Raw genomic sequence first — 15,484 nt, forward strand, 5'->3', positions numbered from 1 at the left:
GTCAGCGGAAGACGACGGTCCGGCTGCCGGCGAGCAGGACGCGACGCTCGCTGTGCCAGCGGATGGCGCGGGCCAGCACCTGGGCCTCCACGTCGCGACCGGCGGCGGTCATCTCGGCAGGGTCGAGGGAGTGGTCGACCCGGGCGACGTCCTGCTCGATGATCGGGCCCTCGTCGAGGTCCGACGTGACGTAGTGGGCGGTGGCACCGATCAGCTTCACGCCGCGGGCGTGCGCCTGGTGGTAGGGCTTGGCGCCCTTGAAGCTCGGCAGGAACGAGTGGTGGATGTTGATCGCGCGGCCCTCGAGCTTGCCGCACAGCTCGTTGGACAGCACCTGCATGTAGCGAGCGAGTACGACGAGGTCCACGTCGTACTCATCGACGAGCTCGAGGAGGCGGGCCTCCGCCTCGGGCTTGGTCTCGGGGGTGACCGGGACGTGCACGAACGGGATGCCGTGCGCGGCTGCCTCGCCCTCGAAGTCGCGGTGGTTCGAGACGATCAGCGGGATCTCGATGTTCAGCGCACCGGTCGAGGTGCGGAACAGCAGGTCGTTCAGGCAGTGCCCGAACTTGGACACCATGAGCAGCGTCCGGGTGGGGGTCTGCAGGTCGTGCAGCTGCCAGGCCATGCCGAGCTGGGTGGCGATCGGCAGGAAGTCGCGGCGCAGGTCGTCGACCGAGCCCTCCGCGACCCGGAACTGCACCCGCATGAAGAAGGTGTCGGTGAGCCGGTCGTCGAACTGGTGGCTCGCGCTGATGTTGCCGCCGTGCTCCATGACGAAGCGGCTGACGGCGAAGACGATGCCCGGGGCCTCCGGGCAGGTCAGGGTCAGGACGAATTCCTGGCCGGGGCGGGGGTCGGGCGCCATCGGCTTCTCCTTTGCGTATTACACAACAGATTGAGTGATACGCAACACAATGCCTCGGCAGGGTGAGGCCGGTCAAGGGGTTCCCGACGGTTTCTCGGGGTACGGCGAAAAACGCGACGACGGCGAGCCCTGCAGGGCTCGCCGTCGTCGCTCGACGGGGTCGGTCCGGCTCAGCCCGGCCATCCCAGGCGGTGGCTGATCTGCGCGGCGGCAGCCTTGAGCTGGTCCTCGACGGCCTCGATCCGGGCCTTGTCGAAGCGAAAGGCCGGGCCCGAGACGCTCAGCGCGCCTACGACCGCTCCGGTGTGGTCCCGGACCGAGGTGGCCGACGCGTTCAGTCCGGCCTCGAGCTCCTCGAAGGTCGTGGCGTAGTCCTCGGCCCGGATCCGGTCCAGCTCGGCGAGCAGGGTGCGGCGGGACGTCACCGTGTGCTCCGTGTACGACGCCAGCTGGCCGGTCCCCAGCACCTCGTCACGCTGCGCGGGGCTCATGTGGGCCAGCAGGATCTTCCCGCTGGAGGTGGCGTGGATCGGGGTCAGCTGCCCCACCCAGTTGTGGCTGGAGACGGCTGCGGAGCCGCGGGCCTGCTGCACGTTGACGACGTACTGCTCGCGCACCACGGCGAGGTTGATGGTCTCGTCGAGCTCGACGGCGAGCTCGTCCATGACCGGCTGGGCCTGTCGCACCATGTCGATGCGGGCGGGGATGGCGCTCGCCAGGCGCAGGATGCCGAAGGCCAGCTGGTACTTCCCGCGGTCCATGTTCTGCTCGACGAGGTCGCGCTCCTCGAGCGCCGCGAGCAGGCGGAAGGCGGTCGACTTGTGCACGCCGATCTCGGCGGCGACCTCGCTCACGCCGGCGCTGCCCTCGCGGGCGAGGATCTCCAGGACGGTGATGGCGCGGTCGACCGACTGCACGCCTCCCGATCCCTCGGTGCCGCTCCGTGCCGTGCGGGCCTTCGTCTCGCGCGTCTCGTTGCTCATGACGCAACCATAACCGCGCTTCTGGAGGATGCACGGGAGTTGGGCGACCCGATGTGGCCCTTGACACAGTCCGCAGCGCTCTCCAGACTGTTGCGCATAACGAGGTCTGTTGTGTGATTCGCACCAATCTGATGTCCAGGAGGGCGACCCGTGGTCACCGCGACGAAGATCGACGGGCGGCGCGTTGCGGCCGCACTCAAGGAGCAGCTGGCCGAGCGGGTCGCCGCGCTGCGCGCCCAGGGCAGCCTGCCGGGCCTCGGCACGATCCTCGTGGGCGACGACCCGGGCAGCCACTCCTACGTGGCCGGCAAGCACCGTGACTGCGCCGACGTCGGCATCGCCTCGATCCGGGTGGAGCTGCCGGCCACCGCGACCCAGGACGAGATCGAGGAGGCGGTACGCCGCCTCAACGACGACCCCGCCTGCACCGGGTTCATCGTCCAGCTGCCGCTCCCACCGCACGTCGACACCCACCGCGTGCTCCAGCTCATCGACCCGGACAAGGACGCAGACGGCCTGCACCCGGCCAACCTCGGCAAGCTCGTCCTCGGCATCCCCGGGCCGCTCCCGTGCACCCCGCGCGGCATCATCGAGCTGCTCCGCGAGCACGACGTCCCGATCACCGGCCAGCGGTTCTGCATCATCGGCTGCGGGCTGACCGTCGGCCGCCCGCTCGGGCTGATGCTGACCCGCCCCACCGAGCACGCCACGGTCACGCTCTGCCACGAGGCGACCCTCGACGTCGCCGCGCACGCCCGTGCCTCCGACGTCGTCGTCGCGGCCGCGGGGGTCGCCCACCTGGTCAAGCCGGACTGGGTGATGCCCGGCGCGACGGTGCTGTCGGTCGGCGTCACCCGCACCGTCGAGGGCATCCTCGGCGACGTCCACCCGCAGGTCGGCGAGGTCGCCGGCAAGCTGAGCGGCGCGACCGGCGGGGTGGGACCGATGACTCGCGCCATGCTGCTCACCAACATCGTGGAGATCGCCGAGCGGCAGACCGCCGCGCGGCCGGTGCCGGCCGGGAGCGCCTCGTGACCCCGCACGAGCGCTGCCAGGTGCTCGGCATCCTCAACGTCACCCCGGACTCCTTCTCCGACGGTGGTCGGTACGCCGGGACTGACGCGGCCGTCGCGCGTGGCCGGTGGCTCGCGGACCAGGGCGCCGACCTGGTCGACGTCGGCGGGGAGTCGACGCGACCCGGTGCCGCACGGGTCGAGGAGGCCGAGGAGCTGCGTCGGGTCGTGCCCGTCGTCGCCGCGCTCAGCGCCGCCGGCATCGGCGTCTCCATCGACACCATGCGCGCCCGCGTGGCGGCCGCCGCCGTCGAGGCCGGCGCGGTGCTCGTCAACGACGTGTCCGGCGGTCTCGCCGACCCCGCGATGCTGCCGTTCCTGGCCGAGGCCGAGGTGCCGTGCGTGCTCATGCACTGGCGCTCGCACGCGGCGACGATGCAGGACCTCGCCGTCTACGCCGACGTGGTCGAGGACGTGCGCGCCGATCTCGGCCGCCGCGTCGACGCGGCGGTCGCCGCCGGCGTACGTCCCGAGCGGATCGTGCTGGACCCGGGCCTCGGCTTCGCCAAGGACGCCGACCACAGCTGGGAGCTGCTCGCGTCCCTGCCGCGGCTGCAGTCGCTGGGCCTGCCCCTGCTGATCGGGGCCTCGCGCAAGCGCTTCCTCGCCGACTGCGTCCCGGCGTACGCCGATCCGAGCGACCCGCTCGCACGCGAGGACGTCTCCAGCGCCGGCGCGGCGGTGGTCGCGGCACAGGGGGTGTGGGGCGTGCGCGTCCACGCGCCCGCGCCCGCCGTGGCCGGCGCTCGCGTCGTCGGCCGGCTCGCCCGCGCGGCCGCGGGTGCCGCGGCGTCCGGCCTGACCGCGGCGGTCGCCCGATGAGGGCCCGCACCCGCGCCGCCGCACGCGCCTGGCTGGAGAACGCCCGCTTCGAGGTCCTTCCGACGGCTCGCATCGTCGACGAGGTCTCGACGCACCTGAGCCCCGGCGCGACCGTCACGGTCACCGCCTCGCCGAGCAAGGGCCTGGCCGCGACCCTGGACTGCGCCGAGGAGCTGGCCGGCCGCGGCTTCGACGTCGTACCCCACCTCGCGGCGCGGATGATCGCGGGCCGTGCCGAGCTCGAGGAGATCTGCGCCCGGCTGCGACAGGCCGGAGTCACGAGCGTGTTCGTGCCCGCCGGCGACGCCGACCCGGCGCCCGGCGCCTACGGCGGCGCGCTCGACCTGCTCGCCGACCTCGAGGCCCTCGGCGACCCGTTCCCGCAGGTCGGCATCACCGGCTACCCCGAGTCCCACCCGCACATCGGCGATGACGTCACCGTCCAGGCGATGTGGGACAAGCGCCGGCACGCCACGCAGATCGTCAGCAACCTCGTCTTCGACCCCAAGGTGGTCGCCGGCTGGATCGACCGTGTGCGCGCCCGGGGCGTGCAGACACCGATCCTGATCGGGCTCGTCGGCCCGGTCGACCGTGGGCCGCTGCTGAAGATGGCGACGAAGATCGGCGTCGGCGAGTCGACGAAGTTCCTCGCCAAGAACCGCACGCTCTTCACCCGGATCATGTCGCCCGGCGGCTACGAGCCGATGCGCTTCCTCACGGCCGTCGCAGTGGCGGCCTCGGAGCCCGAGGCCAACGTGGCCGGCTTGCACCTGTTCACCTTCAACCAGGTGGCCGAGACTGAGGCGTGGCGGCGGGTACAGGTCGAACGCCTCGGTACGCCGACGGGTTCCGCCGTCCGCTGACCACAGCGCCATAGCGCCCCAGCCCCGGCAGCGCCGCCGGGCGTCCCGTGCCGAGCAGTCCCCGCCCCTGAGGAGTGTCATGTTCGAGAAGATCCTGGTCGCCAACCGCGGAGAGATCGCGATCCGTGCGTTCCGTGCCGCGAACGAGCTCGGCGCCCGCACCGTCGCCGTCTACCCCTTCGAGGACCGGGGCTCCGAGCACCGGCTGAAGGCCGACGAGGCCTACCAGATCGGCGAGCGCGGCCACCCCGTGCGCGCCTACCTGGACCCCGACGCCATCGTGGCGGCCGCGGTCGAGGCCGGCGCCGACGCGGTCTACCCGGGCTACGGGTTCCTCTCGGAGAACCCCGCGCTCGCGGAGGCGTGCGCGGAGGCCGGCATCACCTTCGTGGGCCCGCCCGCGCCGGTCCTGGAGCTGACGGGCAACAAGGCCCGCGCCGTGGCGGCGGCCCGCGAGGCCGGCGTACCGACCCTGGCGTCGATCGCTCCCACCGACGACGCCGACGAGCTGGTCGCCGCCGCCGAGGGCCTGCGCTACCCGCTGTTCGTGAAGGCGGTCGCCGGTGGTGGCGGCCGTGGCATGCGGATGGTCGAGCGGCCCGAGGCGCTGCGCGAGGCGGTCGAGACCTGCATGCGCGAGGCGTCCGGCGCGTTCGGCGACCCGACGGTGTTCATCGAGCAGGCCGTCGTCGACCCGCGGCACATCGAGGTCCAGATCCTCGCGGACAGCGAGGGCGAGGTGCTGCACCTCTTCGAGCGGGACTGCTCGGTCCAGCGGCGCCACCAGAAGGTCGTCGAGATTGCGCCCGCGCCGAACCTCGACCCCGAGCTGCGCGACCGGATGTGCGCCGACGCGGTGCGCTTCGCGCAGCACATCGGCTACCGCAACGCCGGCACGGTCGAGTTCCTCCTCGACCCGGCCGGTGACTACTTCTTCATCGAGATGAACCCGCGGATCCAGGTCGAGCACACGGTCACCGAGGAGGTCACCGACGTCGACCTGGTCCAGGCGCAGCTGCGGATCGCCTCCGGCGCCACGCACGCCGAGCTCGGGCTGGCGCAGGACGAGATCCGGCTGCGCGGCGCCGCGCTGCAGTGCCGGATCACCACCGAGGACCCCGCGAACGGGTTCCGTCCCGACACGGGCACCATCACGGCGTACCGCTCACCCGGCGGAGCCGGCGTCCGCGTCGACGGGGGTACGACGTTCACCGGCGCCGAGGTCAGCCCGCACTTCGACTCGATGCTGGCCAAGCTCACCTGCCGCGGCCGCACCTTCGACGACGCCGTACGCCGTGCCCGGCGGGCCGTCGACGAGTTCCGGATCCGCGGCATCTCCACCAACATCCCGTTCCTGCAGGCGCTGCTGCGCGACCCGGACTTCCAGGCCGGCCGGCTCACCACCTCCTTCATCGACCGGCACCCGCAGCTGCTCGACGCCCGCAGCTCCGGCGACCGCGGCACCAAGCTGCTGTCCTACCTGGCCGACGTCACCGTCAACCGGCCGTACGGCGAGGCGCCGGTGAGTGTCGCGCCCGCCAGCAAGCTGCCGCCGCTGGAGCCGGGCGAGCCGCCCGCGGGCAGCCGCCAGCTGCTGCGCGAGACCGGACCGGAGGAGTTCGCGGCCCGGCTGCGCGCCGCCGAGGCCGTCGCCGTCACCGACACCACCTTCCGCGACGCGCACCAGTCGCTGCTCGCCACACGGGTGCGCACCACCGACCTGCTGCGCGTCGCCGGGCACGTCGCCCGCACCACCCCGGAGCTCTGGTCCCTGGAGTGCTGGGGTGGGGCGACGTACGACGTCGCGCTGCGCTTCCTCGGCGAGGACCCGTGGGAGCGGCTGGCGGGGCTGCGCGAGGCGGTGCCGAACATCTGCCTGCAGATGCTGCTGCGCGGCCGCAACACGGTCGGCTACACGCCGTACCCCACCGCCGTGACCGACGCCTTCGTCGAGGAGGCCGCGGCCACCGGCATCGACGTCTTCCGGATCTTCGACGCGCTCAACGACGTCGACCAGATGCGCCCCGCCATCGACGCGGTCCGGGCCACCGGCACGACCGTCGCGGAGGTCGCGCTCTGCTACACCGGCGACCTCTCCGACCCGGCCGAGGACCTCTACACCCTCGACTACTACCTGCGCCTGGCCGAGCAGATCGTCGAGGCCGGCGCGCACGTGCTCGCGATCAAGGACATGGCTGGCCTGCTCCGGGCGCCCGCCGCGCGGACCCTGGTCACGGCGCTCCGCAGCCGGTTCGACCTGCCCGTCCACCTGCACACCCACGACACCCCGGGCGGCCAGCTCGCCACCGTCCTCACCGCCATCGACGCCGGCGTGGACGCCGTCGACGTGGCGTGCGCCGCGATGGCCGGCACCACCTCGCAGCCCCCGATGTCGGCGCTCGTGGCCGCCACCGACTTCACCGACCGGGCCACCGGCCTGGACCTCGCCGCAGTCAACGCGCTGGAGCCCTACTGGGAGGCGGTACGCCGGGTCTACGCACCCTTCGAGTCCGGCCTGCCGGCACCGACCGGCCGCGTCTACACCCACGAGATCCCCGGCGGCCAGCTGTCCAACCTGCGCCAGCAGGCGATCGCGCTCGGGCTCGGGGAGAAGTTCGAGCAGATCGAGGACATGTACGCCGCCGCCGACGACATCCTCGGCCGGGTCCCCAAGGTGACCCCGAGCTCCAAGGTGATCGGCGACCTGGCCCTGTCCCTGGTCGCCGCCGGCGCGGACCCGTCGGCGTTCGAGGACGACCCGGCGTCGTACGACGTGCCGGCCTCGGTCATCGGGTTCCTCCACGGTGAGCTCGGCGACCCGCCGGGAGGGTGGCCTGAGCCGTTCCGGACCCGCGCCATCGGGAACAAGCCGTGGTCGGCGCCGGACGAGACGCTCCCCGCGGACGCGGAGGAGGGCCTGCGCACCGATCGGCGGGCGACCCTCAACAGGCTGCTCTTCCCCGGTCCCACGCGCGAGTTCCTCGACGCCCGCGAGCGCTGGGGCGACCTGTCCGTCATCGACACCCTCGACTACCTCTACGGGCTGCGCGAGGGCGACGAGCACGTCGTCGAGCTCGAGCCCGGCGTGAAGCTCGTCGTCGGGGTGCAGGCGATCAGCCAGCCCGACGAGCGCGGCTACCGCACAGTGATGTGCACCCTCAACGGGCACCTGCGTCCGATCTCGGTGCGCGACCGCGCCATCTCGACCGACGTGGTGAGCGCCGAGCGGGCCGACGCCGGCAACCCCGGTCACGTCGCCGCGCCGTTCCAGGGCGTCGTCACCGTGGCCGTCGGGACGGGCGACAAGGTCGAGGCCGGCGACGTCGTGGCCACCATCGAGGCGATGAAGATGGAGGCCAGCATCACGGCCCCGGTCGCCGGCGTGGTCGACCGCGTGGCCGTCTCCGGCCCGCAGGCCGTCGACGGCGGCGACCTGCTGCTCGTCCTGCGCTGAACGCACCTGAGCGCCCCCAGGTCCGTGCTCGGCAGCTCCGCCCTGCACGTAGGAGAGAAGGAAGTGGTTTCGTGAAGAGGTTCCTCAGTGCCGGTCTCGCGGCGGCCGCGGCGAGCGTCATCACCGGGTTCGTCATGGCCCAGCCGGCGTCGTCCACGGACGAGTCGGCCGGGTGCCCGGTGACTGACTACACGATGGCGCTGCGCTACCAGCAGTCCGCGTCGGTGGCAGCGCTGCAGAAGCAGTCCTACCGCCTCGCGACCGACCGGCTGGAGGACCTCGTGGGTCCGATGCAGGCCTACCAGGGCAACGGCGGGCGGGCCGGGCTGGTCAAGCGCAACGGCCACCTCGCCGTCGTCGCGGACCTGGACGAGACCGTCCTCGACAACACCGCGCTGCTCGCCCGCGACCTGCAGGCCTGCCACACCTACACGACCTGGGACACCTGGTCGGACTGGGAGGTCAACGGCAACCCGACGCTGATCCCCGGCGCGGCCGCGTTCTTCGCCGAGGCCGACCGGCTCGGCCTCGCCGTCTACTACATCTCCGACCGGTTCCAGGAGAACAAGCCGTCGACCCTCGCGACCCTGCGCCAGCTCGGCCTGCCCCAGGTCAGCAACGACCACGTGCTGCTCTACGGCCCCACCAAGGCCCAGCGCCGCGCGATCGTGAGCAAGGACCACGACATCGTGCTCGAGCTCGGCGACTCGCTGACCGACTTCTCCCAGGAGTTCAAGGGCGCCACCGCGGCGCGTCAGCAGCAGCTCGTCGACCAGTACGACGCCCGCTGGGGCACCTCGTGGATCGCGTTCCCGGACTCGGCGTACGGCCAGTGGAGCAGCAACCCGCTGCACGCCTGGGACGCGCCCCTGGTCACGAGCTGAGGGGCTCGGGGCAGGTCGTAACCTCGGCTCTGTGCCGATGATCGACCTGCCCCTGCCCGACGGGACCGTCGAGGCGTACCTCGCCCTCCCGCCCGACCTCGCCCCGGGGGAGACCCGCCCCGGCGTGCTGTTCTTCATGGACGCGTTCGGTCTGCGCCCGCAGATCGAGGCGATGGCCGAGCGGATCGCCGCGTGGGGGTACGTCGTGCTCGCGCCGAACGTCTTCCACCGCACGGGCACGGTCGCCGACATCGCCCCGACCGCCGACCTGCGGATCCCCGAGGAGCGTGAGCGGTTCTTCGCGACCCTGCGCCCGCACTTCGCGGCGCTCACCCCGGACCGCTCCGATGCCGACACGGTGGCCTACCTCGCCGCCCTGCGCGCGCGGCCGGAGGTCGGCGACGGGCCGATCGGCGTCACGGGCTACTGCATGGGCGCCCGCCTGGCCACCCGCGCCGCCGGCAACCACCCCGACGACGTGGCCGCCGCGGCCGGGTTCCACGGCGGTCGTCTCGCCACCGAGGACCCGGACAGCCCGCACCTGCTGCTCGCCCACGCGCGCGCCGAGGTCGTGTACGGCCACGCCGACCTGGACCCCTCGATGCCGCCCGACGCGGTCGCTCGGCTGGGGGAGGCGTTGGCCGCCGCCGGCCTCACCGCCACCAACGAGGTGTACGCCGGAGCGCAGCACGGCTACACGATGGCCGACACCTCGTCGTACGACGAGGCGGCCGCGGAGCGGGCTGCCGACGCGCTCCGGTCGCTCCTGGCGCGGACCCTGTGAAACGCCTGTGACACGCTGTCGCAGTACCAGGCTTTACCGAGGCTCGCAAAAAACCGACCGTGCCGGATGGTGAAAACTGGCGTGGGGTGCGTCACCTGACCCCTAGTGTTGTCGTTGTCTGGGGACACGTGGACCTCTGAAGGGGGTAGGAGCATGTTCGGGAGGCTCATCACCTGCATCGCGTCCGGGCTGGCGGCGGTGCTCGTCGTCGCGTCCGGAGGCGCTGCATCGGGCTACGGCAACGGGGTCAGCACCTCGTGCAACGTCAACGTCAGCGCGCAGGCAGGCAAGCCGATCTCGGCGTTCATCGACGTCAAGGGCAACGCGTCGAGCACCATCTCCGGTGACGTCACGATCGAGGTGTTCCGCTCCGGCAGCGCGCCCCGCACGGCTGCGCGCGCGACGACGGTCTGGAGCAAGACCGTCCACTACAACGGCACCCCGCTGTCGATCACCGGCCCGGTCCTCAAGCGCGGCAGCTACCGTGCCGTCGCGAAGTTCACCGCCGACCCGGGCGTCTACCTCGACTGCCAGTGCTTCGGGAACTTCCGCACCAAGGGAGTCGCGGGCGAGCACCACACCAACGGCGGCGGCGGTGGGGGCGGCCTGCCCAACACCGGTGGCCCCTCGGAGTGGTGGCTGATCGCCGGCTTCGGCCTCGTGCTCGCGGGAGGCGCGGCGACCTACGCCGGCCGCCGGCGCCGCACCCCGGCCCACGCCTGATCCAGAACAGAACCATCGCGGACGGCATGCTCCGAGCACCAAGGCCACGTCTCCTCGTCTGACGCCTGCTGCGCGGCGGCGCCAGACGAGGAGACATGACCTACGCTCGGACCATGCCGTCCTTGCGCTGCCCCTGTGACACGACCCTGCGTGGCGAGACCGACGACGAGCTCGTCGAGAAGGTGCAGGAACACCTCGCCGCCGAGCACCCCGGCCGCGAGTACTCGAGGGAAGAGATCCTCTTCATGGCCACGTGACTCTCCGCGAGTTCGGCCTCGTGGTCAGCCGAAACCACCGTTTCGGCTGACCACAAGCCTGAACTCGCGGAGAGTCGGGCTCAGGCGGGGTAGATCCGCGGGACCTCCGACGCCTTGCCGGTGAAGCTGGGCGTGCGCTTCTCCAGGAACGCGGCCACGCCCTCCTTCCCGTCGGCGATCGAGGTGTAGTACATCGCCAGCGAGTCGGACAGGTGCGCCTCGAGCGGGTCGCCCGCGGCACCGTTGCGGTAGAGCATCTGCTTGGCGAGCGCGAGCGCGACGGGGGAGCGGTCGCGGACGAAGCTCCGCGCCAGCTCGTACGCCGCGGGCAGCAGCTCGTCGGGCTCGTGCAGGCTGCGCACCAGCCGGCCGGCGTACGCCTGCTCGGCGGTGAGGATGTCGGCCGAGTAGACCCACTCCAGCGCCTGCTGGATGCCGACGATCCGCGGCAGGAACCACGTCGAGCACGCCTCCGGCACGATCCCGAGGCGGCCGAACACGAAGCCGATCCGCGCCGTGGTCGAGGCCAGCCGCAGGTCCATGGCGAGCGTCATCGTCGCGCCGATGCCGACCGCCGGGCCGTTGATGGCGGCGATGACCGGCTTGGGCAGCGCGTGGATCGCGAGGGTGACCTTGCCGCCGGTGTCGCGGATGCCCGCGTCGTACGGCGCCTCGTCGTACGCCGCCCGGAACTCCTCCGGCGTCGGCGACAGGCTCTCGTCGAGGCCGAACACGTTGCCGTCCGCCGACAGGTCCATGCCGGCGCAGAACGCCCGGCCCGAGCCGGTGACGACGACCGCGCGCACCTCGTCGCTGCGCGCGTCGGTGAGGAACACCTGGTGCAGCTCGCGGGCCATGGTCAGGTTGAACGCGTTGAGCGCGTCGGGACGGTGCAGGGTGAGCGTGGCGATGCCGTCGGCGTCGACGCTCCAGTCGAGGGTCTCGTAGCTGGTCATGAGGGGAGCCCGGAGGCCGTGCACTCCTTCTTGGTGATGTCCTGCGTTCGGTCCTCGATGATCGCCTTGAACAGCGGCTTCGCGCGCGACTCGTCCATGTAGTGGGCCGACCCGTCGGTGACCGGCATCGTGCAGGTCAGGCCGCCCTTGCCGCCGGCGTGCCGCATGGCGAGCGCCCACTTGGCCACGGCGAGCTGGTTCGTGCCGTCGCCGAAGGAGAAGAAGTCCGGCACCGCCTGGTTGAGCTTCCACCAGCGGAACGGGTTGATGACCGACCACGGCGAGAAGACCTTGCTGCCGATCGCGGCGACGACCTCCCGCTGGTGCGCCACCCGGTCCAGGTCGCCGAGGCGCTGCGCGTGCCGCGAGCGTGCGTACGCCAGAGCGGTGCGCCCGTCGGCCTCCTGGCAGCCCTTCTTCACGTGCAGTCCGGCGTCCTTGTCGTCCATCCGGCTCTTCGGGCAGATCGTGATGCCGCTGACCGCGTCGACCACGCCCGCGACACCACCGAGACCGACCTGGACGTAGTCGTCGATGCGGACGCCGGTCTCCTCCTCGATCGCGTGCACGAGCGGTCGCGCGTCGCCCTGCTTGAAGTACCCGTTGATCCTGCTGCCGTGGACGTACCAGTCGCGCGGGAAGGAGATCAGCACGTCCGGCCCGGAGCCGGTGTGCAGCATCATGATGGTGTCCGACAGGTTCTCGTTGTGGTGCAGACCGGTGTGGTACTCCTTCTTCTGCGCCGTGGTCAGCCCGGCGCGGGAGTCGCTGCCCACCATGAGGTACGTCGTCCCGGGCTGGTCCGCCGGGCGCGCGCCCGTCGGCTCGTAGGGGATCTTGGCGACGCGGGTCCAGGTGAAGAACGGGACCGCCAGCGTGTAGACGAGCCACAGCACGACGAGCGCGCCGACCACCTTCACCCAGCGGCTCGGCTGCTTCCACCCGCTCGGGCCCTTCGACCAGGCCGGGCGCGGCGGCTTCGGCGGCTCCACGCTCGCCCCGTAGCGGGTCTCCGACGGGCGCGCCGGCGGGAGCCCGCGGCTCGGCGGTGGCGTGCCGGCGCCGGAACGCGGCACGGTCGGGATCTTCCGGGTCGGCTCGGGGTCGCCGGCGGGACGGCTCGCGCCGCTGGGGCGGCCCTTCGCCTGGTCGCCGTACATCCAGCCGAACTCGTCGGAGCCGTCGGTGTCGTCACTACCCCCTGCCATGGTCCGAGACGCTACCGTCAGCCCGTGAGCGAATCCCTGGCGGCACGCTCGCCGTCGTACTCCCGCATCGAGCTGGCGGCGGTGACGTCGCGTGCGCAGGCGAACCTGCTCGGCAACGTCCACGGCGGTGAGGTGGTCAAGCTCGCCGACTCCACGGCGGGCGTCGTCGCGCAGCGGCACAGCGGTGGTCCGGCGGTCACGGCGGCGCTGGACGAGATGGCGTTCCTCGAGCCGGTGCGCGTCGGCGACATCGTGCGCACCTACGGCCAGGTGAACTGGGTCGGGCGGTCGTCGATGGAGATCGGGGTGCGGATCGAGACCCAGCCCTGGGACGCGGCGACCGAGTGGCGGCACGTCGGCTCGGCGTACTTCGTGTTCGTGGCGATCGACGGCAGCGGGCAGGCGCGCCCGGTGCCGCCGCTCGACCTGCAGGACGAGGACGAGCACCGCCGCTGGCGGGAGGCGGAGATCCGCCGCGCGCACCGGCTCGCGGGTCGGCGCGAGATCGACCACGCGCGCGGCATCACACCGTAGGGAAATCCAGGGTTCCACCTGGTGATCCGTAGGATGCCGTCCATGCTCCGCGGTCTGCTGTCGCCGAAACGTGTCATCGCCCTGGTGGTGACCGTCGTTGTCATCATCGGCCTCGTCGCCGCGTCGCTGATGCTGGACAAGCGCGCCGACCGGCGCCGCCCGATGTACCGCGCGCTGCTCCAGATGGAGGGCCTGCAGTGGGACCTCCTCAAGGAGGGCAAGCCCGCGCAGGACATCGTCGTCAAGCACGGCCAGCCCGCCTTCGTGGGCGGGCACCGGTTCGACCCGCCGCGTGGGGTGACGATCAAGGTCGAGAACCGCGGCGGCAGCACCTGCGTCTTCGCCGAGAACGCCCATGGCGACCGGTCCTCGTGGCAGTGCGTCGACCTCAAGGCGGCGCGGCCGAGCCTGGGCGGCCTGCAGTAGCTCTTCGGGCACCGGCTCTCTCGGCGCGTCGGGACGGCTGTTGCCTGTGTGACTGGTGATACTGGCTCGAACTGCTTCCTTCCCCAGCAGGAGATGCCGCCGAATGGCCACCTACACCGCCGCGACCGTCGGGCCCGCGCCGCAGTCCGTCGCGGAGCGCGCCGCCAGCGTGCGGTTCCGCCGCGCGGTCGTGCTGATGGCGTTCACGCTGCTCGTGCCCGGCTCGGCCCAGCTCGTCGCCGGCAACCGCGCCGTCGGCCGGCTGGCGCTGCGGATCTGGCTCACGGTGCTGGCGCTCGGCGCGCTCGGCCTGCTGGGCACCTACCTGTGGCCGTTCTTCATGCTCGGCCTGGCCATCAAGCTCCACCTGTTCGCGATCGCGCGGGTCGCGATGATCGCGCTGGCGCTCGGCTGGGTCTACCTCTTCGTCGACGCGTGGCGGATCGGCCAGCCGCTCACCCTGGTCCGCCAGCAGCGGCTGATGATGACCGGCGTCAACGGCCTGCTGTGCTTCTCGGTGGCCGGCGGGCTGCTCTTCGGTGCCCACCTCGCCGCCACCGGTGACGCGTTCCTGTCCGCGATGTTCGGCGACGGGGCCGTGACCGGCGCCCACGACGGCCGCTACAACATCCTGCTGCTCGGCGGCGACTCCGGGAAGAGCCGGGTGGGCATGCGCACCGACTCGATGACGATCGCCTCGATCGACGCCCACACCGGCAAGACGGTGCTCATCGGCCTGCCGCGCAACCTGCAGAACTTCCCGTTCGCACCGGGCTCGGTGATGGCCCGGCAGTGGCCCCACGGGTTCGACTGTGGCATCCCCAGCTGTGAGCTGAACGCCGTCAGCACCTGGGCCGTCGACCACGCCCGGCTGTTCGGCGGCGACCCCGACAAGGCCAGCAAGGAAGCGGTGATCTCGGCCATCGAGGGTGTGTCCGGCCTGCAGATCAACTACTGGGCGATGGTCGACCTGCAGGGCTTCCGCGACCTGTCCAAGGCGGTCGGCGGGGTCACCCTCAACGTCCGCCAGCCGATCGCCATCGGCAAGACCGGCGACGTCAAGGGCTACATCCCGGCCGGCCGCCAGAAGCTCGAGGGTGACCAGCTGCTCTGGTACGCCCGGTCCCGCGCGACCTCCGACGACTACTCGCGGATGGCGCGGCAGAAGTGCGTGATGAGCGCGATGCTGCAGCAGATCAGCCCGATGGACGTCGTCAAGCACTTCAGCGCGCTGGAGAAGGCCACCACGGGCACGATCTCGACCGACCTCCCGTCCTCCGAGGTGCCGCGGTTCGCCGAGCTCGCGCTCAAGGCCCGCAGCCAGAAGGTGGCGACGGTCTCGATCGTTCCCCCGGCCGTCAGCACGTCGAACCCGGACATCGCCAAGGTGCACGCGATGATCGCCGCGGCGATCGACAAGTCCGAGCACGGGACGAGCGGGGGAGCGAAGAAGAAGCACGAGCGGGCGACCCAGATGGGCGAGGGCTCGCTGGGCTCCTACCAGACCGGCTACACGGCCAACGACACCTCGGACCTCGGCGCCAGCTGCTGATAATCGCGCGAGCGCGTCGCCGCTGATCGGCGCCTTGCCTCACCTGCGGGGCGCGACCCTCCGGTCGCTCGTTCCTCGCTTCCTCCGGGATCGCTCC

General features: G+C 71.9%; 15 protein-coding genes. 11 read left to right on the forward strand and 4 right to left on the reverse strand.

Annotation, left to right across the window (positions count from 1 at the left end; all coding sequences use genetic code 11):
- Position 1: 1 nt before the first annotated feature.
- Positions 2-868 carry a formyltetrahydrofolate deformylase gene (gene purU, locus ACYVAQ_RS01365; protein ID WP_460786633.1) on the reverse strand — a complete coding sequence of 289 codons (867 nt, stop codon included), beginning with the start codon at positions 866-868 and terminating at the stop codon, positions 2-4.
- A gap of 170 nt (positions 869-1,038) precedes the next feature.
- Positions 1,039-1,851 carry an IclR family transcriptional regulator gene (locus ACYVAQ_RS01370; protein WP_460786634.1) on the reverse strand — a complete coding sequence of 271 codons (813 nt, stop codon included), beginning with the start codon at positions 1,849-1,851 and terminating at the stop codon, positions 1,039-1,041.
- Positions 1,852-2,001: 150 nt separating this feature from the next.
- Here ACYVAQ_RS01370 and ACYVAQ_RS01375 point away from each other — a divergent pair, with 150 nt between their 5' ends.
- The 8 genes from ACYVAQ_RS01375 (at position 2,002) to ACYVAQ_RS01410 (ending at position 10,711) form a co-directional block, all read left to right on the forward strand.
- A complete protein-coding gene (locus tag ACYVAQ_RS01375) occupies positions 2,002-2,886 on the forward strand; it encodes a bifunctional methylenetetrahydrofolate dehydrogenase/methenyltetrahydrofolate cyclohydrolase (RefSeq protein WP_460786635.1) in 885 nt (294 codons plus the stop codon).
- Complete coding sequence (gene folP / locus ACYVAQ_RS01380) at positions 2,883-3,746, forward strand: dihydropteroate synthase (protein ID WP_460786636.1); 864 nt, start codon at positions 2,883-2,885, stop codon at positions 3,744-3,746. Before ACYVAQ_RS01375 ends, folP begins: the two co-directional genes overlap by 4 nt.
- The gene (locus ACYVAQ_RS01385; protein WP_460786637.1) at positions 3,743-4,609 is read left to right on the forward strand and encodes a methylenetetrahydrofolate reductase; all 867 of its coding nucleotides are present in this window, start codon (positions 3,743-3,745) and stop codon (positions 4,607-4,609) included. The genes folP and ACYVAQ_RS01385 overlap by 4 nt, the downstream gene beginning before the upstream one ends.
- A 79-nt stretch (positions 4,610-4,688) precedes the next feature.
- Entirely contained in the window at positions 4,689-8,063 is a 3,375-nt protein-coding gene (locus ACYVAQ_RS01390; protein WP_460786638.1) for a pyruvate carboxylase, read from the forward strand.
- 71 nt (positions 8,064-8,134) lie between these two features.
- Positions 8,135-8,947, forward strand: coding sequence for a 5'-nucleotidase, lipoprotein e(P4) family (locus ACYVAQ_RS01395; RefSeq protein WP_460786639.1), 813 nt, complete (start codon positions 8,135-8,137; stop codon positions 8,945-8,947).
- Between the two features lie 37 nt (positions 8,948-8,984).
- Positions 8,985-9,731 carry a dienelactone hydrolase family protein gene (locus tag ACYVAQ_RS01400; protein ID WP_460786640.1) on the forward strand — a complete coding sequence of 249 codons (747 nt, stop codon included), beginning with the start codon at positions 8,985-8,987 and terminating at the stop codon, positions 9,729-9,731.
- Positions 9,732-9,884: 153 nt separating this feature from the next.
- Positions 9,885-10,454, forward strand: coding sequence for an LPXTG cell wall anchor domain-containing protein (locus tag ACYVAQ_RS01405; RefSeq protein WP_460786641.1), 570 nt, complete (start codon positions 9,885-9,887; stop codon positions 10,452-10,454).
- Positions 10,455-10,567: 113 nt separating this feature from the next.
- The gene (locus ACYVAQ_RS01410) at positions 10,568-10,711 is read left to right on the forward strand and encodes a DUF1059 domain-containing protein (RefSeq protein WP_460786642.1); all 144 of its coding nucleotides are present in this window, start codon (positions 10,568-10,570) and stop codon (positions 10,709-10,711) included.
- An 80-nt stretch (positions 10,712-10,791) separates the two neighbouring features.
- Here the strand turns inward: ACYVAQ_RS01410 and ACYVAQ_RS01415 are convergent, their stop codons facing one another.
- Positions 10,792-11,667 (reverse strand): crotonase/enoyl-CoA hydratase family protein, encoded by an 876-nt coding sequence (locus tag ACYVAQ_RS01415; protein ID WP_460786643.1) that lies wholly within the window; start codon positions 11,665-11,667, stop codon positions 10,792-10,794.
- Entirely contained in the window at positions 11,664-12,875 is a 1,212-nt protein-coding gene (locus ACYVAQ_RS01420) for an LCP family protein (protein WP_460786644.1), read from the reverse strand. The genes ACYVAQ_RS01415 and ACYVAQ_RS01420 overlap by 4 nt, the downstream gene beginning before the upstream one ends.
- A gap of 24 nt (positions 12,876-12,899) precedes the next feature.
- On the opposite strand from ACYVAQ_RS01420, the gene ACYVAQ_RS01425 reads away from it, so the two are divergent.
- The 3 genes from ACYVAQ_RS01425 (at position 12,900) to ACYVAQ_RS01435 (ending at position 15,387) form a co-directional block, all read left to right on the forward strand.
- Positions 12,900-13,409, forward strand: coding sequence for an acyl-CoA thioesterase (locus tag ACYVAQ_RS01425; RefSeq protein WP_460786645.1), 510 nt, complete (start codon positions 12,900-12,902; stop codon positions 13,407-13,409).
- 42 nt (positions 13,410-13,451) lie between these two features.
- The gene (locus ACYVAQ_RS01430; RefSeq protein WP_460786646.1) at positions 13,452-13,835 is read left to right on the forward strand and encodes a hypothetical protein; all 384 of its coding nucleotides are present in this window, start codon (positions 13,452-13,454) and stop codon (positions 13,833-13,835) included.
- A 103-nt stretch (positions 13,836-13,938) separates the two neighbouring features.
- Positions 13,939-15,387, forward strand: coding sequence for an LCP family protein (locus tag ACYVAQ_RS01435; protein WP_460786647.1), 1,449 nt, complete (start codon positions 13,939-13,941; stop codon positions 15,385-15,387).
- The last annotated feature ends 97 nt before the right edge of the window (positions 15,388-15,484 follow it).

This window comes from Nocardioides maradonensis, from assembly GCF_054777115.1.